19 protein-coding genes are annotated in these 23,526 nt (G+C 75.4%); 8 read left to right on the top strand and 11 right to left on the bottom strand.

What is annotated here, in order from left to right; translation table 11 throughout:
* The 3 genes from LQ51_RS14695 to LQ51_RS14685 all read left to right on the top strand — a co-directional run bounded on the left by LQ51_RS14695 (position 1) and on the right by LQ51_RS14685 (position 3,806).
* On the top strand, positions 1 to 960 hold the full coding sequence (locus LQ51_RS14695) for a carbohydrate ABC transporter permease (RefSeq protein ID WP_046566151.1): 960 nt from the start codon (positions 1 to 3) through the stop codon (positions 958 to 960).
* Between the two features lie 60 nt (positions 961 to 1,020).
* A complete protein-coding gene (locus tag LQ51_RS14690; protein ID WP_046566150.1) occupies positions 1,021 to 2,094 on the top strand; it encodes a LacI family DNA-binding transcriptional regulator in 1,074 nt (357 codons plus the stop codon).
* Between the two features lie 68 nt (positions 2,095 to 2,162).
* Entirely contained in the window at positions 2,163 to 3,806 is a 1,644-nt protein-coding gene (locus LQ51_RS14685) for a glycoside hydrolase family 13 protein (RefSeq protein ID WP_046566148.1), read from the top strand.
* A gap of 55 nt (positions 3,807 to 3,861) precedes the next feature.
* Here the strand turns inward: LQ51_RS14685 and LQ51_RS14680 are convergent, their stop codons facing one another.
* From LQ51_RS14680 to xylA, 3 genes are all read right to left on the bottom strand, one after another.
* Positions 3,862 to 5,280 (bottom strand): MFS transporter, encoded by a 1,419-nt coding sequence (locus LQ51_RS14680; RefSeq protein ID WP_046566147.1) that lies wholly within the window; start codon positions 5,278 to 5,280, stop codon positions 3,862 to 3,864.
* Positions 5,281 to 5,381: 101 nt separating this feature from the next.
* Positions 5,382 to 6,830 carry a xylulokinase gene (gene xylB, locus LQ51_RS14675; RefSeq protein ID WP_046566146.1) on the bottom strand — a complete coding sequence of 483 codons (1,449 nt, stop codon included), beginning with the start codon at positions 6,828 to 6,830 and terminating at the stop codon, positions 5,382 to 5,384.
* An 11-nt stretch (positions 6,831 to 6,841) separates the two neighbouring features.
* Positions 6,842 to 8,029 (bottom strand): xylose isomerase, encoded by a 1,188-nt coding sequence (xylA, locus tag LQ51_RS14670; RefSeq protein ID WP_046566145.1) that lies wholly within the window; start codon positions 8,027 to 8,029, stop codon positions 6,842 to 6,844.
* Positions 8,030 to 8,078: 49 nt separating this feature from the next.
* Here xylA and LQ51_RS14665 point away from each other — a divergent pair, with 49 nt between their 5' ends.
* A complete protein-coding gene (locus LQ51_RS14665) occupies positions 8,079 to 9,338 on the top strand; it encodes an ROK family transcriptional regulator (protein ID WP_046566144.1) in 1,260 nt (419 codons plus the stop codon).
* Positions 9,339 to 9,469: 131 nt separating this feature from the next.
* Positions 9,470 to 11,125 carry a PP2C family protein-serine/threonine phosphatase gene (locus LQ51_RS34375; protein ID WP_082159424.1) on the top strand — a complete coding sequence of 552 codons (1,656 nt, stop codon included), beginning with the start codon at positions 9,470 to 9,472 and terminating at the stop codon, positions 11,123 to 11,125.
* 192 nt (positions 11,126 to 11,317) lie between these two features.
* On the opposite strand, the gene LQ51_RS14655 is transcribed toward LQ51_RS34375, so the two are convergent.
* Entirely contained in the window at positions 11,318 to 11,863 is a 546-nt protein-coding gene (locus tag LQ51_RS14655; protein WP_046566143.1) for a MarR family winged helix-turn-helix transcriptional regulator, read from the bottom strand.
* A gap of 95 nt (positions 11,864 to 11,958) precedes the next feature.
* Between LQ51_RS14655 and LQ51_RS14650 the strand changes: the two genes are divergently transcribed.
* Positions 11,959 to 13,089: a PP2C family protein-serine/threonine phosphatase gene (locus tag LQ51_RS14650; RefSeq protein ID WP_046566142.1), complete on the top strand. Its 1,131-nt coding sequence runs from the start codon at positions 11,959 to 11,961 to the stop codon at positions 13,087 to 13,089.
* A 13-nt stretch (positions 13,090 to 13,102) separates the two neighbouring features.
* On the opposite strand, the gene LQ51_RS14645 is transcribed toward LQ51_RS14650, so the two are convergent.
* The 7 genes from LQ51_RS14645 to LQ51_RS14615 form a co-directional block, all read right to left on the bottom strand.
* Complete coding sequence (locus tag LQ51_RS14645) at positions 13,103 to 14,587, bottom strand: sugar transferase (protein WP_046566140.1); 1,485 nt, start codon at positions 14,585 to 14,587, stop codon at positions 13,103 to 13,105.
* Positions 14,588 to 14,793: 206 nt separating this feature from the next.
* Positions 14,794 to 16,551 carry a VWA domain-containing protein gene (locus LQ51_RS14640; RefSeq protein WP_046566138.1) on the bottom strand — a complete coding sequence of 586 codons (1,758 nt, stop codon included), beginning with the start codon at positions 16,549 to 16,551 and terminating at the stop codon, positions 14,794 to 14,796.
* 176 nt (positions 16,552 to 16,727) lie between these two features.
* Complete coding sequence (locus LQ51_RS14635; protein WP_046566136.1) at positions 16,728 to 17,765, bottom strand: lactonase family protein; 1,038 nt, start codon at positions 17,763 to 17,765, stop codon at positions 16,728 to 16,730.
* A 102-nt stretch (positions 17,766 to 17,867) separates the two neighbouring features.
* The gene (locus tag LQ51_RS14630; protein WP_046566134.1) at positions 17,868 to 18,470 is read right to left on the bottom strand and encodes a GTP-binding protein; all 603 of its coding nucleotides are present in this window, start codon (positions 18,468 to 18,470) and stop codon (positions 17,868 to 17,870) included.
* Positions 18,451 to 18,840, bottom strand: coding sequence for a DUF742 domain-containing protein (locus LQ51_RS14625; protein ID WP_046566133.1), 390 nt, complete (start codon positions 18,838 to 18,840; stop codon positions 18,451 to 18,453). The genes LQ51_RS14630 and LQ51_RS14625 overlap by 20 nt, the downstream gene beginning before the upstream one ends.
* Positions 18,830 to 19,252: a roadblock/LC7 domain-containing protein gene (locus LQ51_RS14620; protein ID WP_046566132.1), complete on the bottom strand. Its 423-nt coding sequence runs from the start codon at positions 19,250 to 19,252 to the stop codon at positions 18,830 to 18,832. Before LQ51_RS14620 ends, LQ51_RS14625 begins: the two co-directional genes overlap by 11 nt.
* Positions 19,252 to 21,567 (bottom strand): sensor histidine kinase, encoded by a 2,316-nt coding sequence (locus tag LQ51_RS14615; protein ID WP_046566131.1) that lies wholly within the window; start codon positions 21,565 to 21,567, stop codon positions 19,252 to 19,254. The genes LQ51_RS14620 and LQ51_RS14615 overlap by 1 nt, the downstream gene beginning before the upstream one ends.
* Positions 21,568 to 21,850: 283 nt before the next feature.
* Here LQ51_RS14615 and LQ51_RS14610 point away from each other — a divergent pair, with 283 nt between their 5' ends.
* Positions 21,851 to 22,444 carry a hypothetical protein gene (locus tag LQ51_RS14610; RefSeq protein ID WP_046566130.1) on the top strand — a complete coding sequence of 198 codons (594 nt, stop codon included), beginning with the start codon at positions 21,851 to 21,853 and terminating at the stop codon, positions 22,442 to 22,444.
* Positions 22,445 to 22,457: 13 nt separating this feature from the next.
* Positions 22,458 to 23,477, top strand: coding sequence for a hypothetical protein (locus LQ51_RS14605; RefSeq protein WP_046566129.1), 1,020 nt, complete (start codon positions 22,458 to 22,460; stop codon positions 23,475 to 23,477).
* Positions 23,478 to 23,526: the final 49 nt, after the last annotated feature.

Genomic DNA, 23,526 nt, shown 5'->3' with positions numbered 1-23,526 from the left:
ATGACCACCGCCACGCCCACCGTCGGAGTCGGCGCCCAGGCCACCGAACCGGTCACCCGGGCCGGCCGGGTCCGCAAGCGCCTGAACAGCCGCACCGCCACGCTCGTGTCGATCGTCATCGCGGTGCTCTGGACGATCCCGACCTTCGGCCTGTTCATCTCCTCGCTCCGGCCGGAGAACGAGATCAAGACCACCGGGTGGTGGACGTTCTTCAGCAACCCGCAGGTCACCCTGGAGAACTACCAGGAGGTGCTGTTCAGCACCGGCTCGTCCGGTCAGCTGGCCAGCTACTTCATCAACTCGCTGGCGATCACCATCCCCTCGGTGCTCTTCCCGCTCGCGTTCGCGTCGCTCGCGGCGTACGCGCTGGCGTGGATGAACTTCAAGGGGCGGGACTGGGTCTACATCGGGATCTTCGCGCTGCAGATCGTGCCGCTGCAGATGGCCCTGGTGCCGCTGCTGCGGTTCTTCTCCACCGGCGTCACCGTCGCCGGCGTGCAGATCCTCCCGGCCTGGGACCTGGTCGACGAGCAGAAGTTCGCCCAGGTGTGGTTCGCGCACACCTGCTTCGCGCTGCCGTTCGCCGTGTTCCTGCTGCACAACTTCATCTCGCAGCTGCCCGGCGACCTGATGGAGGCGGCCCGGGTCGACGGGGCCACCCACCCGAAGATCTTCCGCACCATCGTGCTGCCGCTGATCACGCCCGCGCTGGCGGCGTTCGGCATCTTCCAGTTCCTCTGGGTCTGGAACGACCTGCTGGTCGCGCTCATCTTCGCGGGCGGCGGCAACGAGACCGCCCCGCTCACCGTGCGGCTGGCGGAGCTGGCCGGCACCCGGGGCAACGAGTGGCAGCGGCTGACCGCCGGCGCGTTCGTGTCGATCGTCGTACCGCTGATCGTGTTCCTGTCCCTCCAGCGCTTCTTCGTGCGAGGTCTGCTCGCCGGCAGCGTCAAGGGTTGATCCGCGACGCCGCCGCCGGCCTCCGGCGGCGGCGGTCGCGGGCCGGAGGCGGGAACACCGATGACCAAGATTGACGACGTCGCCCGGCTGGCCGGGGTCTCCACGGCCACGGTCTCCCGGGCGCTCCGGGGCCTCCCGACGGTCTCGGCGGCCACCCGGCACCGGGTGCTGGCCGCGGCCGAGCAGCTCCAGTACGCGGTCTCGCCGAGCGCCTCCCGGCTGGCCGGGGGGAAGACCGGCACCGTCGCCGTGGTGGTGCCCCGGATCACCCGCTGGTTCTTCGCCACCGTGGTGGAGGCGGTCGAGGCCCACCTCCACGAGAACGGCTACGACCTGCTGCTCTACAACCTGGGCGGCCGGGAGCAGACCCGGCGCCGGGTGCTGCGCACCGCCAGCCTGCACAAGCGGGTCGACGCCATCGTGCTGGTGGCCACCCCGCTGCGCCCCGCCGACGTGACCGCGCTCACCAAGCTGGAGCTGCCGGGGGTGACCGTCAGCTCCGGCAGCGGGGTGCCCGGCTGGCCCTGCGTCCGCATCGACGACGTGGCGGCCGCCCGGACCGCCACCCGGCACCTGCTCGACCTCGGCCACACCCGGATCGCGCACATCTCCGGCGACCCGGACGACGAGCTGGCCTTCACCACCCACCTGGACCGCCGGCGGGGCTACCAGGCGGAGCTGCGCGCCGCCGGCATCCGGCCCGACCCGACCCTCGACGTCGAGTCGCAGTTCACCATCGACGGCGGCAGCCGGGCCACCGCCGAACTGCTGGCCCGGGGCGAGCCGCCGACCGCGATCTTCGCCGCCTGCGACGAGATGGCGATGGGCGCGATGACCGCGTTGCGCGACGCCGGGCTGCGGGTGCCGCAGGACGTCAGCGTGATCGGCGTCGACGACCACGACGTGGCGGCGGCGCTCGGGCTGACCACCATCGCCCAGCCGGCGGCCGAGCAGGGGCTGCTCGCCGCCCGGATCCTGCTCGATCCGCTCGGCGTCGGCGCCGCCGAGCCGTACCCGGGGCTGGTGCCCGCGCCGCGCGGCGCCGCGGCCCCCGACGACCCGCCGACGCCACCGGTGATCCTGCCCACCCGGCTGGTGGTGCGCGAATCGACCGCGCCGCCCCGGGCACACTGAAGGATCCGGCCGCCCGCGCGGCGGCCGAAAACGACCGAACGGTCACCGCACGACACAGGGAGAACGCTCTGAACACCGACGCGAGGCAACAGGAACCGGCCACCGGCTGGTGGACCGAGGCCGTCATCTACCAGATCTACCCGCGTTCGTTCGCCGACTCCGACGGCGACGGCATCGGTGACCTCCCCGGCATCACGGCCCGCCTCGGTCACCTCGCCGAGCTGGGCGTCGACGCGGTGTGGCTGTCACCGTTCTACCCGTCACCGCAGGCCGACGCCGGGTACGACGTGGCCGACTACCGGGACGTCGACCCGCTCTTCGGCACCCTGGCCGACGCCGACAAGATGATCGCCGAGGCGAAGGCGCGCGGGCTGCGGGTCATCGTCGACCTGGTGCCCAACCACACCTCGTCCCGGCACCGCTGGTTCGAGGCCGCGCTCGCCGCCGCCCCCGGCAGCGCCGAGCGGCAGCGGTACGTGTTCCGGGACGGCCGGGGCCCGCAGGGCGCGCAGCCGCCCAACGACTGGCAGAGCGTCTTCGGCGGCCCGGCCTGGACCCGGCTGCCGGACGGGCAGTGGTACCTGCACCTGTTCGACTCCGGCCAGCCGGACCTGAACTGGGACAACCCGGAGGTGCGCGCCGAGTTCCTGGACATCCTCCGGTTCTGGCTGGACCGCGGGGTGGACGGCTTCCGGGTGGACGTGGCGCACGGCCTGATCAAGCAGGCCGACCTGGCCGACTGGCAGGAGCCGCAGGAGATCCTCTCCGGCCAGGAGGTCGACCAGCCCCGCCCGCCGATGTGGGACCAGGACGGCGTGCACGAGATCTACCGGGAGTGGCGCCGGCTGCTCGACGGCTACGCCGGCGAGCGGGTCCTGGTCGCCGAGGCCTGGGTCGAACCGGCCGAGCGGCTGGCCCGCTACGTCCGCCCCGACGAGATGCACCAGGCGTTCAACTTCGAGTACCTGCTCGCCTCCTGGACCGCCCCGGCCCAGTACGCGGTGATCACCCGCTCGCTGGAGGCCACCGACTCGGTCGGCGCGCCGACCACCTGGGTGCTCTCCAACCACGACGTGGTCCGGCACGCGTCCCGGCTCGGCCTGCCGGTCAGCGGTGGCCGGCCGAACGGCATCGGCATCGGCGACCCGCAGCCGGACGCCGCGCTCGGCCTGCGCCGGGCCCGGGCGGCCAGCCTGCTGATGCTGGCCCTGCCCGGCTCGGCCTACCTCTACCAGGGTGAGGAGCTGGGGCTGCCGGAGCACACCACGCTCCCCGACGAGGCCCGGCAGGACCCGACCTGGGAGCGCAGCCTGCACACCCAGCGCGGCCGGGACGGCTGCCGGGTGCCGATCCCGTGGGAGGCCGACGCGCCGTCGTACGGTTTCGGACCGACCGACGCGAGCTGGCTCCCCCAGCCCCCGAGCTGGGCCGAGTACGCGCTCGACCGGCAGCAGGGCGTGCCCGGCTCGACCTACGAGCTGTACCGGACGGCGCTGCGGCTGCGGCGCGAGCACGGCCTCGGGCGCGGGCCGCTGCGCTGGCTCTCCTCCGGCGACGAGGTGCTCACCTTCACCAACCGGGGGCTCACCGTGCTGACCAACTTCGGCGCGGCGCCGGTGCCGCTGCCGGCCGGCGCCGAGGTGCTGGCCGCCAGCGCCCCGCTGGACGGCGACGCCGTCGGCACCGACGTCACCGTGTGGTACCGCGGCTGAGGTGTGCGGCGGGTCCCCGGTCCGCGCCGCGTGACGTGGACCGGGGATCCCGTGCTCACAGGCGGTCGGCGCGGGCGTGCAGCAGGTCGTGGACGGCCTCGATGTCCCCCGGCGAGGTGCGCGCGGCCCGCCAGTACATGACGCCGGTGGGGATGAAGAAGAGCTGGAACGCGGCCAGCCCGACGGCGTAGTTCAGCGGCGGCGGGAAGGCCGCCCGCAGCCCGGCGAAGGCCACCCCGACCAGCCCGTTGCCGGCCGCCCGGCCCACCCCGTTGACCAGGTTGCCGAGGCTGTAGACGGTGCCCCGGTGCTCCGGCGGGTTGACGTCCGCGATCAGCGCGAACCAGTTCGGCGAGTTGGCCGACGTCAACGCGAGGGCGAGCACGGCCGCGAGCAGGCTCAGCCCGACCGTCGGCTCGGTTACCACGCTGCGCAGCACCGCGCCGATCACCGCGCCGGAGCTGCCGCCGTCCGGCACGTCGATCCGGATCGGCACGAAGAACAGGACCAGGTAGAACGGTACGGCCGCGAGGATGCCCACGGCCGCGACCAGGGCCCGCCCGCTCGGGGTACGCCGTTGCAGCGCGTCGCCGGCCAGCCCACCCACGATCGACAGCACCCCGCCGAGCTGGAACAGGGTGGCGAAGACGCTGCCGACCACCACGGCGGTGGCCGCCGAGTAGCCCTGCGCCTCGGCCCGCTGGCTGAACAGCACCGGCAGCCAGACCAGCGAACCGAACGCGGCCTGCGCGGTCAGCCCCTGCAGGATCAGCCAGCGGTTGGTCCGCCGGGCCAGGATCCGGGGCAGGTCGGCGCGGCTGATCCGGTAGTCGTACTCGCCGCCCGCGTCGAGCGCCGCGGCCAGCTCCGGCTCGCTCTGCCCGCGCCGGATGTCGTAGGTGAACAGGTACGCCACGGTGGCGGCCAGCCCGACCACGGTGAGCACCAGGAACGGGCGCCGCCAGTCGACCGCGCCGAGGAGGCCGCCGGCCAGCGTGCCGGCCAGCGTGCCCACCCCCTGCGACAGCCCCCAGAAACTCATCACCAGGCCCCGGCGGCGCGGCGAGATCAGGTCGGTGACCACCGAGAAGCCGACCGAGCCGACCGCGCCCAGCCCGACCGCCGCGACCAGCTGCGCGGCGAGGAACGTCGGGTAGTGCTGGGCCAGCGCGCTGCCCCCGGTGCCGGCCGCCCAGATCAGCGTGCCCACCATGAGCAGCGGCTTGCGGTTGGTCCGGTCACCCACGTACGCCCAGCCGACCGCGGCGACCGCGCTGACCAGGAAACTCACCGCGGTGACCAGCCCGAGCAGCCGCTGCGGCACGCCGAGCGCGCCGGAGATCGGCCCGTACAGCGGGGGAACCAGGCCGATCGCCACGTTGTCCAGGGAGGCCAGCAGCACGAACACGACCACGCTGTAGAGCCGGTGGGCCGCTCCCCCGCCCCGGGTGGTGCGCTCGGTGCCCAAGGTCATGCCTGGCACCCAACCAGGATCGGCCGCCGGCCGCCAGCCGACCCGGCGGAACCGGGCGGGGCGCCGCCGGCGGTACGCCGACCGCCGGCGGCGCGTGCGACTCAGCCCGCTACCCGGTCGACGACCAGGTCCCGGGCCCGCGCGTAGCGCTCCCGGATGGCGGGCACCGGCTGTGCCGCGTACTCCTCGGTGTCGGCGAGGGTCCACGACGGCGGCGTCGCGCCGCCGAGGGCGACCCAGGCGGCCTGGCGGGCGGCCCCGTCGGCGACGTACTCGCCGGGCGGCGGGACCACCACGGGGCGGCCGAAGACCTGGGGCGCGATCCGGCGTACGGCCGCGGAGCGGGCCCCGCCACCGACCAGGATGATCCGGTCCGCGCGGGCCCCCTGCGCGGTCAGCGCGTCGAGGCCGTCGGCGAGCGCGCAGAGCATGCCCTCGACGGCGGCCCGGGCCAGGTGGGCCGGGCTCGACGTGCCCAGGGTGAGGCCGTGCAGGGCGCCGGTGGCGGTGGGCCGGTCCGGGGTCCGCTCCCCCTCCAGGTACGGCACCATGACCAGCCCGTCCGCGCCGGGCGGGGCGGCCAGCGCCAGCTCGCTCAGCTCGTCGTGGCCGACCCCGAGCAGGGTCCCGGCGGCGTCCAGCACCCGGGCCGCGTTGAGCGTGCAGACCAGCGGCAGGAACCGGCCGGTGGCGTCGGCGAAACCGGCCACCGCGCCGGTCGGGTCGGCGGCGGGCGTGTCGGCCACCGCGAACACGGTGCCCGAGGTGCCGATCGAGACGACCACGTCGCCCGGCCCGGCCCCCACGCCGAGCGCGGCCGCGGCGTTGTCGCCGGTGCCGGGCCCGAGCAGGACGGGTCCGGCCGCGCCGTCGGATCCCGGTAGCACCGCCGGGTCGAGCCGGCCGGCCGGCTCCGCCGGGCCGAGCACCTCCGGCACCCGCACCCGCCGCCCGAGGGCCCGCTCCAGCAGGTCCAGCCGGTATCCGCCGGTCCGGGGCGACCAGTAGCCGGTGCCGCTGGCGTCGCCCCGGTCGGTGCGCAGCGCGTCCAGTCCGGGCGCGCCGGCGAGCCGCCAGGTGAGCCAGTCGTGCGGCAGGCAGACCGCCGCCACCCGGTCGGCGTTCGCCGGCTCGTGCCGGGCCAGCCAGCGCAGCTTGGTGGCGGTGAAGCTGGCCACCGGCACGGAACCGGTCTCGTCCGCCCAGAACCGGCGGCCGGACTCGCCGGCGCCGGCCTCGGCGACCAGGTCGCGGGCGGCGTCGGCGGACCGGGTGTCGTTCCAGAGCAGCGCCGGCCGGACCACCTGGCCCGCCTCGTCCAGGCAGACCATGCCGTGCTGCTGGCCGGCGACCGCCACGACGGCCACGTCGGCCAGCCCGCCGGCCTGGTCGACGGCCGCCAGCAGCGCGTCCCACCAGGCGTGCGGGTCGACCTCGGTGCCGTCGGGGTGCGGCGCGCGGCCCTGCCGGACCAACGCGCCGGTCTCCGCGTCCCGGACGACCACCTTGCAGGACTGGGTGGACGAGTCCACCCCGGCGACGAGCGGCATGGCGGCCGGCCTCAGCGCGCGCCGAGCAGGTGCTCGACGGCGAGCTGGTTGAGCCGCACGAAACCGAAGCCCTTCGCCCCGGCGGCCGCCGGGTCGAACTCCTCGAACGCGGCGCGGTCGGCGAGCAGCTCGGCGTAGCCCTCGCCGTCGCCCAGGGTCGGCGTGGCCAGCTCGCCGACCTTGCTGGCGGCCAGCGCCTCGACCACCTCCGGGTCGGCCCGGAACGCCGCGGCCCGCTCCTTGAGCAGCAGGTACGTCTGCATGTTCGCGGCCGCCGAGGCCCACACCCCGGTCATGTCCTCGGTCCGGGACGGCTTGTAGTCGAAGTGCCGGGGCCCGTCGTACGCGGGGCCGCCGTTCGGGCCGCCGTTCTCCAGCAGGTCGACCAGGGCGAACGCGTTGAGCAGGTCACCGTGGCCGAAGACCAGGTCCTGGTCGTACTTGATGCCGCGCTGGCCGTTGAGGTCGATGTGGAACAGCTTGCCCTGCCAGAGCGCCTGGGCGATGCCGTGGGCGAAGTTCAGCCCGGCCATCTGCTCGTGCCCGACCTCGGGGTTCAGCCCGACCAGCTCCGGGCGGGCCAGGGTGGAGATGAAGGCGAGCGCGTGCCCGACGGTGGGCAGCAGGATGTCGCCGCGCGGCTCGTTCGGCTTCGGCTCGAGGGCGAAGCGCAGGTCGTAGCCCTGGTCGACGACGTACTGGCAGAGCAGGTCCACGGCCTCGCGGTAGCGGTCCAGGGCCGAGCGGACGTCCTTGGCCAGGTCGTACTCGGCGCCCTCCCGGCCGCCCCACATCACGAAGGTCTTGGCGCCCAGCTCGGCGGCGAGGTCGACGTTGCGCAGCACCTTGCGCAGCGCGTACCGGCGCACGTCACGGTCGTTGCTGGTGAAGCCGCCGTCCTTGAAGACGGGGTGGGTGAAGAGGTTGGTGGTGACCATCGGCACCACCAGGCCGGTCTCTTCGAGGGCCTTGCGGAACCGGGCGATGTGCTGGTCCCGGGTGGCCGCGTCGGCGCCGAACGGGACCAGGTCGTCGTCGTGGAAGGTGATCCCGTAGGCGCCGAGCTCGGCCAGCTTGTGGACGGCCTCGACCGGGTCCAGGTCGGGCCGGGTCGCGTCGCCGAACGGGTCGCGGGCCGGCCAGCCGACCGTCCAGAGCCCGAAGGAGAACTTGTCGGCAGGGGTGGGACGGGGTGCCATGGCGGACCTCCGGTGGTGTTGTCGCCAATTTGTTCAACGGTTGAATTAAATGACTGCGGTGTGGCAGTGTCAAGGGGTGACCAGCACGAGCACCGCCGGGGCGGTCCGGCAGGGCAGCCTCCGCGAGCTCAACCTCGCGGTGGTGCTCCGGCGCATCGCGGCCGCCGATCGCCCGCCCTCGCGCGCCGAGCTCGCCGCCGCCACCGGGCTGACCCGGGCCACCGTCTCCGCCGTCGTCGACGACCTGATCGCCGGCCGGCTGGTCGCCGAGGCGGACCCGGCGCCCCGCAGCGGCGCCGGGCGTCCGGCCCGCGGGCTGGTGCTGGCCGCCGACGGCCCGGCCGGGCTCGGGTTGGAGATCAACGTCGACTACCTGGCCGCCTGCGTGGTCGACCTGACCGGCACGGTCCGCCACCACCTGGTGCGCCGAGCCGACCTGCGCCCGGTCTCCCCCGCCGACGCGCTGGCCCGGCTGGCCGCACTCGCCGCCGAGGCCCGGGCGGCGGCGGTACGCGACGGCCTGACCCTGGCCGGCGCCGCGCTCGCGGTGCCCGGCCTGGTGGGCGAGGGCGGGCGGGTGCGGCTCGCGCCCAACCTGGGCTGGCGGGACGTGGACGTTCCCGCGCTGCTCGCCGACCGGCCGCTGGTCGAGCCGGTGGCGGGGATCCCGCCGCTGCTGGTGGAGAACGAGGCGAACCTGGCCGCCCTCGGCGAGCTGCACGCCGGGCCACCCGGACCGGCCAGCTTCCTGCACGTCTCGGGGGAGATCGGCATCGGCGCCGGGATCGTCCTCGACGGGGCGCTCTACCGGGGCGCCCGCGGCTGGAGCGGCGAGATCGGGCACATCCCGGTGGACCCGCGCGGGCGTCCCTGCCGCTGCGGTGGCCAGGGCTGCCTGGAGCGGTACGCCGGCCAGGAGGCGATCCTGGCCGCCGCCGGGCTGGCCGGCGCCGACCTGCCCGCCGACACCGCCGCGGCCCGGCTGGCGGACCTGGCCGGGGCCGGCGACCCGGCCACCCTGGCCGCCCTGGCGGACGCCGGCACCGCCCTCGGGGTGGCCGTGGCGGGCGTGGTCAACCTGCTGGACCTGGACACCGTGGTGCTCGGCGGCGGATACGCCCCGCTCGCCCCCTGGCTGCGCCCGCCGGTGGTCGCGGAGGTCTCCCGGCGGGTCCTCACCGCCGCGTGGTCACCGGTCACCGTCCGCCCGGCGGCGCTCGGCGCCCAGTCCGCCGCGGTCGGCGGGGCCGCCTCGATGGTCCGCCGCATCGTCGACCAACCGGTCGGCTGGTTGGCCCGTCCCGGCTGACCTGAGGCTTGCTCGGTGCGGCGCCGGGACGCCCCTCGGTACGCTGGCCGGCAGGCAACCGACCCGGCAACCGAGAGGTGCACCGACAGCATGCGTACAGGTCCGCCGGCCGGGGCGCGCCGCGAGCGGCGGTGACCACGACACCCCGGGGTGGCCTCGCCGGGCCGGTCAACGGCGGCGACCGGACCTCCCCGTCCGACGCGGCCGGGAGCACGCTGCCGGCCGACCCGCACCTCGCCCGGGAGCTGCTGGACGGCCTCGCCGAGGCGGTCGTCACCACCGACCACGACGGCCGGGTGACCCTGGTCAACGCGCTCGCCGGCGCCTTCTTCCCGGAGCTGCGCCCCGGCGCCGACCTGGCCGCCGGCGCGGTGCCCGGCCTGGCCGACGCGGTCCGCGAGGGCGCCGACAGCTTCGACGCCGAGCACCACGGCCGGCACCTGCACGGGCTGCGGCGTGAACTGTCCGGCGGGCGCAGCGCCTGGTACGTGCGGGACGTCACCGAGGAGCGGGCCCGGGCCGCGGCGCTGCTCGCCGAACGCTCTCGCACCGACTTCCTGGCCCAGGCCGGCAGCCGGCTCGGCCTCTCCCTGGACCGGGACCAGGCGCTGCGGGCCGCCGTCACCCTGCCGGTGCCCTACCTGGCCGACGCCGCGCTGGTCGTGCACCGCCCGCCACCCCCGGCCGGGCCGGTCCCGCACTGGATCCGGTACGCCGCCGGGGACCCCGGTCCGGCCACCGGCGTCGGCGACCCGGCCCTGCTCGACGCCGTACCGGGACTGGTCGAGGCCCTCGACGGTGCCGCACCGGAACCGGTCCCCTGGTGGGCGGCCGAGCTGACCGCGGTGCTGCCCGCCGGCTTCGGCCGGCCCGGCGCCGTGCTGGTCAGCCCGATGGGCGGTGCCGGCGGCGCGGCCGGCGCGCTGATCCTGGTCCGCCGCCCCGACCGGCCCGGGTTCGACCAGCGGGAGCTGGCCCTGGCCCGGGAGTTCGCCGCCCGGGCCGGCGCCGCGCTCGCCGCCGCCCAACTCTTCGGCGAGCAGACCCACCTGGCCCGCGTCCTGCAACACAGCCTCCTCCCGCCGGACCTGCCACCGGTGGCGGGCATGACGCTGGCCGGCGGCTACCGGGCGGCCGGCGACGGCCTGCGCATCGGCGGCGACTTCTACGACCTCTTCCCCACCGGGGCGGGCGCGCTCTTCGCCCTCGGCGACGTGTGCGGCAAGGGGGTCGGGGCGGCCGTGCTGACCGGCCGGGTACGCCAGTCCCTGCGCACGCTGCGCCTGGTCGAGCCGCGGCCGCGGGAGCTGCTGAGCCTGCTCAACCGGGCACTGCTCGACGCGCCGGGCGCGGCCCGGCGGGCCCAGTTCACCACGCTGCTGCTGGGCGCCCTCACCCGCGAGCCGGACGGCGGGCTGCGGGTCCGGCTGGCCGGCGGCGGCCACCCCGACCCGCTGGTGGTCCGCGCCGGCGGCGGGATCGAGCCGGTGCGGGTGGGCGGCATGCCGGTCGGGGCGCTGGCCGCCGCCCGGTTCGGCGCGGCCGAGGTACGGCTCGCGCCCGGCGACCTGCTGGTGGCGTACACCGACGGGGTGACCGAGGCCCGCGGCGGCCCGGGCGGGCTGGAGATGTTCGGCGAGCCGCGGCTGCGGGCGGCGCTGGCCCCCGCCGCCGGCCAGCCGCCGGCCGTGCTGGTGGACCGGCTGCTCCGGCTGGTGGACGGCTGGCTCGGCGAGCAGGTCCACGACGACATCGCCATGCTCGTGGTGACCCCGACCCGGGTCTGACCCGCCCGGCCGGCTCGTGGTGACCCCGACCCCGGCCTGACCCGCCCGGCCGGCTCGTGTTACCCCGCCCCGGCCTGACCCGCCCGGACCTGACCTGCCCGGACCTGACCTGCCCGCCGACCGGGGCCCGGACGTGGGCCGCTGGGTCGACGGAGCCCGGACCCGGACGGCCGGGCCCAGGCAGGGCCGCGGTCAGGCGGTGCGGGCCACGGGTGGCTCGCCGGTCTGCGCCGGACCCCGCTCGCCCGGCGCGGTGCCGGCCGGTGCGGTCCCCACCGGCTCGCCGGCCGGCTGGAGCAGCACCACCCCCTCCGTGGCGGCGGCCTCGCCCCGCCGGGCGGCCTCGTCGAACTCCCGCATGCCGCGCAGCAGGGCGGCCCGGCCCTCCGCGCTCATCCCGGCCAGGATCCGCTCCAGCCGCTGCCGCCGGTCGGTTCGCAGCTCGTTGAGGAGGCGGATCGCCGCCGGCGTGAGGTGCAGCGAGATCTCCCGCCGGTCGTACCGGCCGGGCTCGCGCTCGAGCATCCCGGCCGCCACCAGGCGGTCGCAGAGCCGGCTGGCCGAGGAGAGCAGCATGTCCGTCAGCGTGGCGAGGCGGCGCAGGTTGATCCCGTCGTACTGCTCCACGACCATGACCGCGCGCAACTGGGCGCCGGAGAGCCGGCTCGTGGTCCGCTCCCGGGCGGCCTCCCAGACAGCCAGCAGGGTGGCCGCCGCCTCGTCCAGCGCGGCGGCCATACTCGCATCAGGTCCGTACGGACCGCGTTCTTCGGCCATGGTGGGCCCGAGACTACCCGCCCCACCAGGCCGACGACCTGTGCAAAGGAGCAAAGATGAGCGGACCGGAGGATCGGGCGCGGCGGACTCTCACCGAGGCCCCGACGGATCTGCTCGTCGACCGGCTCGCCGCCGAGCTGGAACGGTCGTACGGCATCACCCGGACGGAGCTCTACCAGGTCGACTACCGGCTGGCCGTACTGCTGCCGCTCGGCGAGGGCGAGCCCGTCTCCGGGCCGGGCCACCCGGCCTGGCGCTGCTTCGACCACCAGGAGCCGGTCGTCGCGGCGGGCACCGGCTGGTTCCCGGTGGGGATGCGCGGCGAGCGGCGCGGGGTGCTGCACGTCTCGCCGGTGCCGAGCGATCCGGACGCCCTGCGCGAACTGGACGCGATCGCCACCGCGCTGGGCCACGAGCTGGCCGCGGTGGCCGCCACCACCGACATCTACCTCACCGCGCGGCGCGACCGGCGGCTCACGCTCGCCGCGGAGATGCAGTGGGAGCTGCTGCCCGGCCGCAGCCGGATCCGGCCCTCGTTCAGCCTCGCCGGGCAGCTCGAGCCGGCGTACGCGGTGCGCGGCGACGGCTTCGACTGGTCCGACGACGGCACCCGGCTCTGGCTCTCGGTGATCAACGGCTCCGGGGAGGGGGTGGCCGCGTCGATGCTCACCTCGCTGGCCACCCACGCGCTGCGCAACGCCCGCCGGGCCCGGCTCGCCCTGGCCGACCAGGCCGCCCTGGCGGACCAGGCGGTCTACGCGCTGCACCGGGGCGGGCAGCACCTCTCCGCGCTGCTGCTGGAGCTGGACCTCGCCACCGGGACGATGACCGTGGTCGACGCCGGGTCGCCCCGCCTGCTGCGGCTGCGCGACGCCGAGGTGACCGAGCAGGCGCTGACGAAGCAGTTCCCGCTCGGCATGTTCGACGGCACGGACTACCAGGAGCAGCGGTTCCTGCTCCGTCCCGGCGATCGGCTCTTCGTGGTCAGCGACGGGGTGATCGACGCGACCGCCGAGCGGGTCCGGTACGGCGAGACCGCGCTGGACCGGTTCCTGCGCCGGACCGGGCCGATGGAGCCGCTGGACGCGGTCCGCTCGCTCATCGGTGACCTGCGCGCCTTCGTCACCGGTGACCTGGTCGACGACGCCGTGGTGGTCTGCCTGGACTGGTTCGGCCCGCAGCCCTGACCGGCCCGCCGGCTCAGTACGCGCCGCGGCTGCGCAGCACCGCGCCGAAGGTCTTCCAGAGGATGGTCAGGTCGGCGGCGAGCGACCAGTTCTCCACGTAGTAGAGATCCAGCCGGATGCCGTCCTCCCAGCTCAGGTCGGACCGGCCGCTGACCTGCCAGAGGCCGGTCATGCCGGGCTTGACCAGGAGGCGGCGGGCGACATCGCCGTCGTAGCGGGCCACCTCGGAGGGCAGCGGCGGCCGGGGGCCGACCAGGCTCATCTGGCCGAGCAGCACGTTGGCCAGCTGGGGCAGCTCGTCCAGGGACCATTTGCGCAGCAGCCGGCCGACCCGGGTCACCCGCGGGTCGTCGCGCATCTTGAACATCAGCCCGTCGGTCTCGTTCCGCGCGGCCAGCTCGGCCAGCAGGGCGTCGGCGTTGACCACCATGGTCCGGAACTTGAAGACGCCGAACTCCCGGCCGCCCTGGCCGACGCGGACCTGCCGGAACAGCACCGGCCCGCGGCTGTCCAGCTTGATGGCGAGCGCGATCACCAGCAGCGCCGGCAGTAGCAGGAGCAGCGCGACCAGCGACACCGACCGGTCCACGAAGCCCTTGACCAGCTTCCGGGCACCCCGGAACTCGGGCGCCTCGACGTGGATCAGCGGCAGGCCGGCGACCGGGCGGGTGTGGATCCGCGGGCCGGCGACGTCGGTCAGCGCCGGCGCCACGACCAGGTCGACCCCGGTGCCCTCCAGCTGCCAGCCGAGGCGACGCAGCCGGGTCGCGGTCAGCTCACCGGACGCCGTCACCGCGACGGTGTCCGCGCCGATGGCGGTGGCCGCCTCCGGGATGCCGCGGAACGACCCGACCACCGGCACGTCGCCGAGCCGCTGCGGCACCGGGGCGAGCAGCGCGTCCGGGATGCAGGCGCCGACCACCCGGTAGCCGGCGTACGGCTCGCGGTGCAGGGTGTGCACCAGTTCCAGCACGTGGGCGGTGTCACCGACCACCAGCACCTTGCGGGACCAGCCCCGGCCCCGGTACCGGGCCCGGTGCAGCCGCTTGCGGGCACCGAACCGGGCCACCTCCAGGCCGAGGGTGCCCACCACGAAGGAGATGGCCAGGAAGCCCCGGGAGACGCCCACGTCGGCGATGTACCCGGTGATCGCGATGCCGCCGGCCAGCCGCAGGCTCGCCGAGCTGACCCGCCGGTACTCGTCCGCGCCGTAGCCCAGCACGCGGTCGTCGTAGCAGCCCATCGCGCGCAGCGAGATCAACCAGACCACCAGGAGCCCGGGCGCGAACAGCACGTACGGGATCTCCGAGCCGCTCGGCCGGTCGTCGCCGAACCGGCCGACGTACCCGACGAGGATCGCCACCGCCAGCACGGCGGTGTCCAGCACCACGAGAGTCCGGAGGTACGCCCGTTCGGCGGCGCGGGTTGCGGAGCCGGGGCCGCCGCCACCGGGCCGCGCCGAGGTGGTGGCGGGGGTCAGCAGCGTGGCCGTGCTCATCGGCCCTCCTCCCCACCTCGCGCCGGACGGCTCCGCGGCGGGCGACGCCGACGGACGGTCGCCGACCCGGAGCGCACCGAGATCCTGCCTCGATAATTATTGATGATGATTGATGCCGACGTGTTGCTGTGTCACTTTCCGGCCCGGAAAGCGTTCCGCCGCACCGGTTCACCGGTACGGCGGATCGCCTGTCGCGAGCCGGCGGATCAGCGCGGCGCCTGGGGGCGCAGCGCGATCGCCTGGAGGAAGATCTCACCGATCTTGGTCGGGTCGGTGGCCACGAAGGCCGCCCCGTCGGCCTCGTGCGCGATCGCGTCCAACTCGGCCTTGTTGACCTCGGTGCCGATGCCGATGACGATGGCCCGCACCGGCTGCTCCGGGTCCTTGATCTTCCTGAGCTGCTGGATGAGCTGGGCCCGGCTGATGCCGTTGTCGTCGTCGTTCTGACCGTCGGTGAAGAGCACCACCGAGTTGACCTTGCCCGGCTCCCAGTCCCGCTGGACCTCCTTGTAGGCCGCCAGCAGGGTGTCGTAGAGCCCGGTGTCGCCGTTGGAGGGCTTGATCGAGGCCAGTCCGCGCTGGATCGGCGCCCGGTTGCTCGACAGCGGTCTGATCCCCACCACCTCGTTCCAGTCCTGCGACCCGCGCAGGTTGGTGGAGAAGGTCCAGAGGCCGATCGACCAGGAGTCGTCGAACAGGTCCAGGCCGCCGGTGGCGGCGGCCACCGTGACCTGCTCCCGGCTGGCGCCGTTGGCGGTCGCCACCGGCTTCTTCATCGAGCCGGAGACGTCGATGACGCAGAGCATCCGGCCGGACTGGGTGGCCGCCGACCAGGTCGTGGTGGCCTTCGCGATGGCGATCGGGTCGAGGTCCGCCGCGCCGCCCTGGCCGACCGGCGGGACGGCGCTCGCGCCGCCGTTGGCCGGGCTCGGGGCACCCTGCGGCGCCTTGAAGCCCTCACCCCAGTTGCCGTCCGGGGCGCGCAGCGCCTGCACGGCCAGCCGGTCCTTGAACTTCTGGGTGGTGAGCACCTCGAAGAGCACCCGCGCCGCGGACGCCTTGACCGGCTCGATGCCCGGCAGCACCGCGAACGGGTAGTCCAGCGGCATCGGCGACGGCTCGGGGTAGAGCGCGGCCAGCGGGATCGGCGGCTTGGTGTTGTTGTAGGCGATCACGTCCTCCTCCGACAGCGCCGCAGCGCCCAGCCCGTTGATGACGGACGTCGGATCGGAGGAGCGCGGGAAGCGGGCGAGCAGGTCCTGCCGGAGCGAGGAGCGGTTGGTTGCCAGCGCCCGCAGCGCCGCCACCATGGCCTCCTTGGCCTGCGGTGAGCCGGCGGAACCGCTGGCGCTCGCCGCGGCGGTCAGCGAGAGCAGCCCGGACAGCCCGGCGGCGTCCTGGGTCGGCTCGACGATGCCCGCCCGCAGCGGCTGCTTGCCGGTGGTCACCTGGCGCAGCAGGTCGGTCCAGGTGACCTTCTTGCCCGGCCAGCCGATCCGGGACGCCAGCGGCTCCGGCATGGCGACCACCACCGGGCTGCGCGCGATGGACACCCCGTTCGCCGGGGCGAAGGCGGTCGCGCCGCCGCTCTTGAGCCGCAGCAGCCAGGTCGAGGAGTCGGGCACCCAGACGTCCGGGGTCACCGCCGTGCCGTTGGCCTGCCCGACGCCGGCCAGCGTGGCGCCGTGCTTGCTGGCCACGGTGGCCGCCACGTCCACCGCGTCGGAGGAGATCACGTTCACCGCGATGCACGTCCCGCCGACCGCCGCGCCGTCGGCGACCCACTGGTCGGCGGCCCCCTTGATCGCCGGGGCGATCTCCGGCGCGGCCGCCACCGACAGTTGGATCCGACCGGAGCAGGACGGGCCCGCCAGCTGCTGGTAGCCGAACCAGGAGCCGGCTACGACGACGACGAGCGCGGTGGCCGCCGCGGCGGCACCTGCTCCACGGAGGCTTGAACGCATGCGATGGCGGCCAGACACGGTGACCATCTTGCGTATCTCGTGGGGTTACTGCCACAACCGTTCGGACGAAAGTTACTCAGGAGCAATAGTGGATCGGCAAAAAACTACTTTGAGTGATCAGTCAGTCATCGGGCGTGGCCGGAGTCCACGATGGACAGCGGTCCGGAGCCGGTCCGTCACGGCAGCACGCAGGTCGGGCTCGGCACCGGCACCGGCTCACCCAGCGGCTCCGGAACCCCGGTGTCCGGGTCCACCCGGAAAATCCTGATCATGTCGGCGCGCTCGTCGGCCACGTAGAGGTGCTCGCCGGTGAGGGCGAAGTGCCGCGGCCACTCCCCGCCGGTGTCGACCTCGGCGACCAGCTCGGGCACCGCACCCGCCAGCGCGAAGACCGCCACCGTGCCGACCCCCCGGTTGCCGACGTAGAGGAAGCGCCCCCGCGGATCCACCGCCACCTCCGAGGGCTGGACGTGGCCGGTCCGCCCGCTGGCGTCCACCCGCACCCGCTGGTGCAGGGCGCCGTCGTCGGTCAAGTCGTACCCGGTGACCGTGGCGTCCAGCTCGCCGACCAGCCAGCAGCGCCGCCCGTCCGGATGCCGGGCCAGGTGCCGCGGCCCGGTGCCCGCCGGGGTGCGCAACCGGGGCGCCCGGGGCACCAGCCGGCCGGTGGCGGCGTCGAGGTCGTACCGGTAGACCGAGTCGGTGCCCAGGTCCACGGCGAGCAGCGGGCCGCCCGCCGGCCCGGGCGAGACCATGTGGCAGTGCGCCCGCTCCTGCCGCCGCGGGTCGGCCCCGTGGCCCTCGTGCCGGACCAGGTCGGTGCGCTCCCCCGGCGCGCCGTCGCCGTCGAGCGGGAAGACGGCCAGGCTGCCGCCACCGTAGTTCGCCACCACGAGGTGCCCGCCGTCCGGCGTGACCGCAAGGTGGCAGGGCTCGGCCCCACCGGTCGGGCGGACGCCGAGCGGAGCGAGGTCGCCGTCCGCGGCGACCCGGAACGCGCTGACCCGGCCGTCGGCCAGCTCGTTGACCGCGTACAGGACGGGCAGCGTGGGGTGCCGGACCAGGAACGAGGGCGCGGGGGTGACCGCCGCGGTGCCGAGCGGAGTCAGCGCGCCGGTCACCGGGTCGCGGCGGGCCGCGACGATGCCCTCGGCCCGCCCGCCGGCCTCCGCCGTGTAACCGCCGATATGGACGATCGCGCCCGTTCCGGTCACCGCTCCCACCTTCCGCCGTCCCTGCGTCGATCCAACCAGAGGCATCCGGACGAGCCGCCCGGTTGGCCGGCTTTCCCGCCGGTCCGCCCGCGTCCGGCGCGGTCAGCCCACCGGCACCGGCTCGCCCCGCTGCCGGGCGACGTGCTCGACCAGGGAGATCAGCACCAGCTTGCCGGACTGCCGGTCCCGGGCGTCGCAGAGCACCAGCGGCACCTCCGGATCCAGGTCCAGCGCGTCACGCACCGCCTCCAGGCCGAACCGCCGCGCCCCGTCGAAACAGTTCACCCCGACCACGAACGGGATGCCGCGTTGCTCGAAGTAGTCGATCGAGGGGAAGCAGTCGGCCAGCCGGCGGGTGTCGGCCAGCACCACGGCGCCCAGGGCGCCGAAGGCCAGCTCGTCCCAGAGAAACCAGAACCGGTCCTGGCCGGGGGTGCCGAACAGGTAGACCTGGAGGTCGTCGTTGATGGTGATCCGGCCGAAGTCCATCGCCACCGTGGTGGTGGTCTTCTCCTCGACCCCCGAGGTGTCGTCGGTGCCGATCGAGGCACCGGTCAGCACCTCCTCGGTCTGCAACGGCCGGACCTCGCTCAACGCGCTCACCAGCGTCGTCTTGCCGGCGCCGAAGCCACCGGCAATGAGGATCTTGAGGGCCAGCGGGACCTGCGGGCTGGCCGCGTCCCGGTCAAAGCGCACGGAGTCCACTGACCACCGCCTTGAGGATGTTGTCGTCGGGCAGATACGCGGCGGGCGGCGGCTGGTGCACCGCGACGAGCCCCCGGGCGAGCAGGTCGCCGAGCAGCACCCGGACCACGCCGACGGCGAGGTCGAGGTCGGCGGCGAGGTCGGCCACCGCGACAGGTTGCCGGGCCAACTCGACCAGGCGCCGGTGCTCCGGCTGCAGGCCGGGCCCGCCGGTCCCGCCCCGGGCCGACGTGGCGAGCACGAACGCCACCAGGTCGAAGCCGTCCACCGGCGGCCGCACCCGGCCGCCGGTCAGCGTGTACGGGCGGACCACCGGGCCGGCCGCGCCGTCCAGCCACTCGTGCTGCGGGCCCGGCGACTCAGCCCGCATCGCCGGCCCCGGACGCCGTACGGGCCGGTGCGCTGAGGTTCTCGCCGACCCGGATCACCAGCATGGCCATCTCGTACGCCACCAGCCCGATGTCGGCGTCGGCGTCGCTGACCACGGCCAGGCAGGCGCCCTGCCCGGCCGCCGTCACGAACAGGTACGCAGAGTCCATCTCCACCACCGTCTGGCGGACCGCCCCGCCGTCGAGGTGCCGGGTGGCGCCCTTGGCCAGGCTGGAGAAGCCGGAGGCCAGGGCGCAGAGATGCTCCGCGTCGGTGCGGCTCAGCTCGGCGGAACCACCGAGCAGCAGCCCGTCCGCCGAGAGCACCACCGCCTGGCGGGCGGCCGGTACCCGCTCCACCAGGTCGTCGAGCAGCCAGTCGAGATCGGCGTTCTGCCGCGTCGTGTGCACCACTAGGCGTCCCTCTCAGTCGCGGTCGGGGGTTGCGGAGCCCGCACCGGCTCCGGCGGGGAGGGGGCGGTCCCGGCGGCCGCTTCGGCGGCCCGGGCGCCGTCCCGGCGGCCCCGGGCGGTCCCGGCCTGCAGGGCGGACATGGCCTGGCGGGCCTCGTCGGGGGTACGGGACGACGGGGCGTCCGCGGGCGTCGGCCGAGGGCGGGCGACGGTCCCGCGCCGGCGGATCCGGCGGGGCAGGCCGTCGCCGTCCGCGGCCGGTTCGACCCCGGAGGAGGTACGGGCCGCCGGCAGCGCCACCACCGCCGAGTCGCCGCGCTCCCGCCCGGGACGGCCGGGTCGCGTCCGGGGCCCCCCGCCCAGCCGGGTCACCCGCGCCATCCGCCGGCCGTCGGGCACCGCACCCCGCGGGCCGGGACCGGTGGATCCCAGCGCCGGCTCTTCGGTGATCAGGTCGGCCGGCAGGTGCACCACGGCGGTCACCCCGCCGGGCGTGCCCGGCCGCAGCTCGACCCGGACGCCGTGCCGGGCGGCGAGCCGGGCCACCACGAAGTGACCCAGCCGGGCGCTGTCCGCCGGGTCGAACTCCGGCGACCGGGACAGCTTGCGGTTGGCGGTCGCCAGGGCCGGCGGCGACATGCCCAGGCCGTGGTCGGTGATCTCGAAGGCGTACCCGTCGGGCGTGGCCCGGCCGGTGACGTCGATCCGGCTGGCCGGCGGCGAGAAGGTGGTGGCGTTCTCGACCAGCTCGGCGAGGAGGTGGATGACGTCACCGACGGCCCGGCCGAGCACCCCGGCGGGCTGCACCTCGCCCACGTCCACCCGGTCGTACGACTCGACCTCGGAGATCGCGCCGCGGACCACGTCGACGGCGGCGACCGGGTTGCGCCAGCCCCGACCGGGCGCCGCGCCGGCGAGGATGACCAGGTCCTCGGCGTGCCGGCGGAGCCGGGTGGCCAGGTGGTCGACCTGGAAGAGGCCGGCCAGCTCGTCCGGGTCCTCGGTCTGCCGTTCCAGCCGGTCCAGCAGCGCGAGCTGCCGGTGTACCAGGCCCTGGCTGCGCCGGGCGATGTTGAGGAAGACCTCGTTGAGTCCCCGGCGCAGGGTGACCTCGTCGACGGCGGACTGCAGGGCGGTCCGGCGCATCTCGTTGAAGGCCCGCCCCACCTCGCCGATCTCGTCGCCGCCGTGGTCCAGCTCGGGCGCCTCCGCGGCGACGTCCACCTCCTCGCCGCGGCGCAGCCGGGCCACCACGTCGGGCAGCCGGTGCTCGGCCATCTCCAGGGCGGCGGTGCGTACCCCGGTGAGCCGGCGGGCCAGTGAGCGACCGACCCGCAGCGCGACCAGCACGCAGCACACGATGGCGAGCAGGCCGAGCACGCCGGCGGCGCCGAGCCGGACCAGGATGCCCACGGCCATCGGCACGGACCGCTCGGCCAGCCCGTCGGCGCCGCGCAGCTCGAAGTCCCGCATGCTCCGCCAGACGCCGATCTGGCTGGCGTCCCAGCCCGGTACGTCGAACCGGGCGGGCAGCTCGGGGCTGCGGATCAGCAGGTCCTCGAGGGCGCGCAGCCGGACGAAGTCCGGGCCCTCGGTGAGCCGCTGGTACTCCGTGCGTTCTCCGGCGGGCAGGTCGGCCACCGCGTCCTCGGCCAGGAACCGCCCGTTGTTGATGGTGCGGACCAGCTGCTCGTGCTCGCCCTCGGCGTACCGGCCGGCGGTGATCGCGCCGGCCAGCAGGGCGTCGGTCTGGCCGAGCAGCTCCCGGGCCCGCCCCAGCGCGGTGAGCGCCAGGGCCTCCCGGTTGAGCTGGGTGTCGGGCGAGTTGGCCATGGCGGCGAAGGCCTGGAAGGCGGAGCTGATCATGCCGCTGTAGAGGCCGATGGCGCCGGCCCGGTCCACCTTGCGGGCGTCGATGAAGCCGCGCCCGGCGGGCAGCGCGTCGAGCGCGGAGGCGAGCTGGTCCAGCCGGGTGTCGAGCAGCCCGTCGGCGGCGTCCCGCAGTGCCTCCCCGTCGACCCGGCGGCGCAGCTCGGCGACCGCCCGGTCGGTGCGGGCCCGCTGCTCGGCCAGCGCCGGCAGGGCGGCGTCACCAGCGAGCTGGACCACCGACAGGCGGCGCTCCCGTTGCAGCTCGGTGACCGCCGCCTCGCCCGGGCGACCCAGGTCGTAGAGGTAGGTGCGGGCGGCGAGCAGGTCGAGGGCGGGCCCGAAGGTCAGCGTCGTGGCGAAGAGCCAGAGCGCCAGCAGCGCGGTCACCGGACCGATGACCAGCGCGGTCAGCTTGGCGCGGATCGGCCAGTCACGGGTGTTCATCCAACCTCGCCCGGAGGGTGTCGCAGGGGTGGCGTGGCCCGGGGGCCGGGAGCGATCCGGCCAGGACGCCGGGCCCCGCCTCGGGCGCCCTGGGCAGGATACGTAATCACCGCCCGAAGCACTACCGGCCGTCTCGCTCGTCACTACCGTCCGAGATGTTCCCCCCTGAGACCTTTCGGCGTGGCCGCCGGCGGATCGGGTACGGGAAATCGCCCGGGAAAGTGCCTCGGATCGGGATTGGCGATCAGTGCCCGCAGGGAATACCAGCGACGAAGGAGGAGCCATGTCGTCCACCCAGGTAGTCGTCATAGTCGTCGTCGTTCTAGTGCTCGCGGCGCTGGCCGCGGTCGCCGTGATCGCCAGCCGCCGGCGCGCGCTGCGCCAGCGCTTCGGCCCCGAGTACGACCGGGCCGTCGAGGAGCAGGACAGCCGCAGCGCCGCCGAGCGGGAGCTGCGGGAGCGGGAGCGCCGGCACGCCGAGCTGGAACTCACCCCGCTGAGCCCCGAGTCCCGGGCCCGGTACGCCGCGGCCTGGGAGGAACTCCAGGTCCGCTTCGTCGATTCCCCCGCCGAAACCGTCGGCGAGGCCGACGAGCTGGTCAGCCAGTTGATCGCCGAGCGGGGCTACCCCACCGGCGACTTCTCCGAGCAGCTCGCCCACCTCTCCGTCGAGCACGCCCGCACCCTCACCCACTACCGCGACGCCCACGAGATCCGGCTGCGCAACGAGCGCGGTGAGGCCGGCACCGAGGATCTCCGGCAGGCGCTCGTGCACTACCGGGCCCTCTTCGCCGACCTGCTCGGCGAGGAGCCCGTCGGCCACCGGCCGCCGGAGCCGCGCCACTCCGACCCCGAGCACGACGTCCCGAGCCGCTGAGGAGGCCGCCACCATGCGCCAGCACGAGCAGCAGGTCACACCCGACCACCCCGAGGCCGTCCGGTCCGCACCGGTGCCGGTCCCGGCCCCGGGTGACGCCGACGGGCACCGGACCGACGCGGACACCCGCGCCGACGTGCCCGAGGACGCCCTGGACGACCGGGGCACCTTCGACGACCCGGCGGTCGCCGACGACCGGGTGGCCGACGACGCGGAGCCCGACGAGACCCGGGCGTACGACGCCCGGGAGAGCGCCGACGCGGAGGCTGCCGCCGACGTCGACGACCGGACGGCGACGACCGACGCGGACGACCGGACCGACGACGACCGGACCGACGACGACCGGATCGGGACCGACGCCGACGACCGGACCGAGTACCACGACCCGGCGCCGGCGCCGACGTCCTTCGCGGGCGCGACCACGGTGGGCGACGCGGTGGCCGCCTCCGCGCTGGCCAGCGGCCGGCCGGTGGACGAGCGGGACCCGCGCGACGAGGACACCGCGGCGCCGGGCGACGGCGCGCCGGGACGCACCGACGCCTTCGACGACGAGCGCGCCGACCCCACGGCCGGGGACCGGCTGCACGACGGGGACCGTTGGGACGCCGAGCACGCCGCGGTCACCGACGACGAGGCGGCCGCCGGGGCCGCCGGGTACGGCAGCGCCGAGCCGGCGATGGTCGACCCGGACGCCAGCACCGCCGGGGCCGGCGCGGGCGCGCTGGCCGGCGCGGAGCGGCCCGCCCCGGGGCCGGTGCCGACCGACGCCGCCACGCTCTTCGCCCCGGAGGCCGCGCAGGGCTTCCGGGACCGTTGGCGGGACGTGCAGCTCCGCTTCGTGGACGACCCGCGCGCCGCGGTCGGCGAGGCCCAGGCCCTGGTCGACGAGGCGATGGAGGCGCTGGCCACCGCGCTGCGCGAGCAGAAGAGCCGGCTGGGCGGCTGGCAGGAGTCCGGCTCGACGGACACCGAGCAGCTCCGGGTGGCCGTGCGCGGTTACCGGGACTTCCTGGACCGCGTCCTGGGCCGCTGAGCCCAGCGGTCCCGACACCACCCGAGCCCCGGCCGCCGCGGCGGCCGGG

The sequence above is a fragment of the Micromonospora sp. HK10 genome, assembly GCF_000982955.1.
Lineage (GTDB): Bacteria > Actinomycetota > Actinomycetes > Mycobacteriales > Micromonosporaceae > Micromonospora.
Note: the sequence above shows the minus strand (reverse complement) of the source record. Positions and strands in the feature narration are given on the sequence as shown.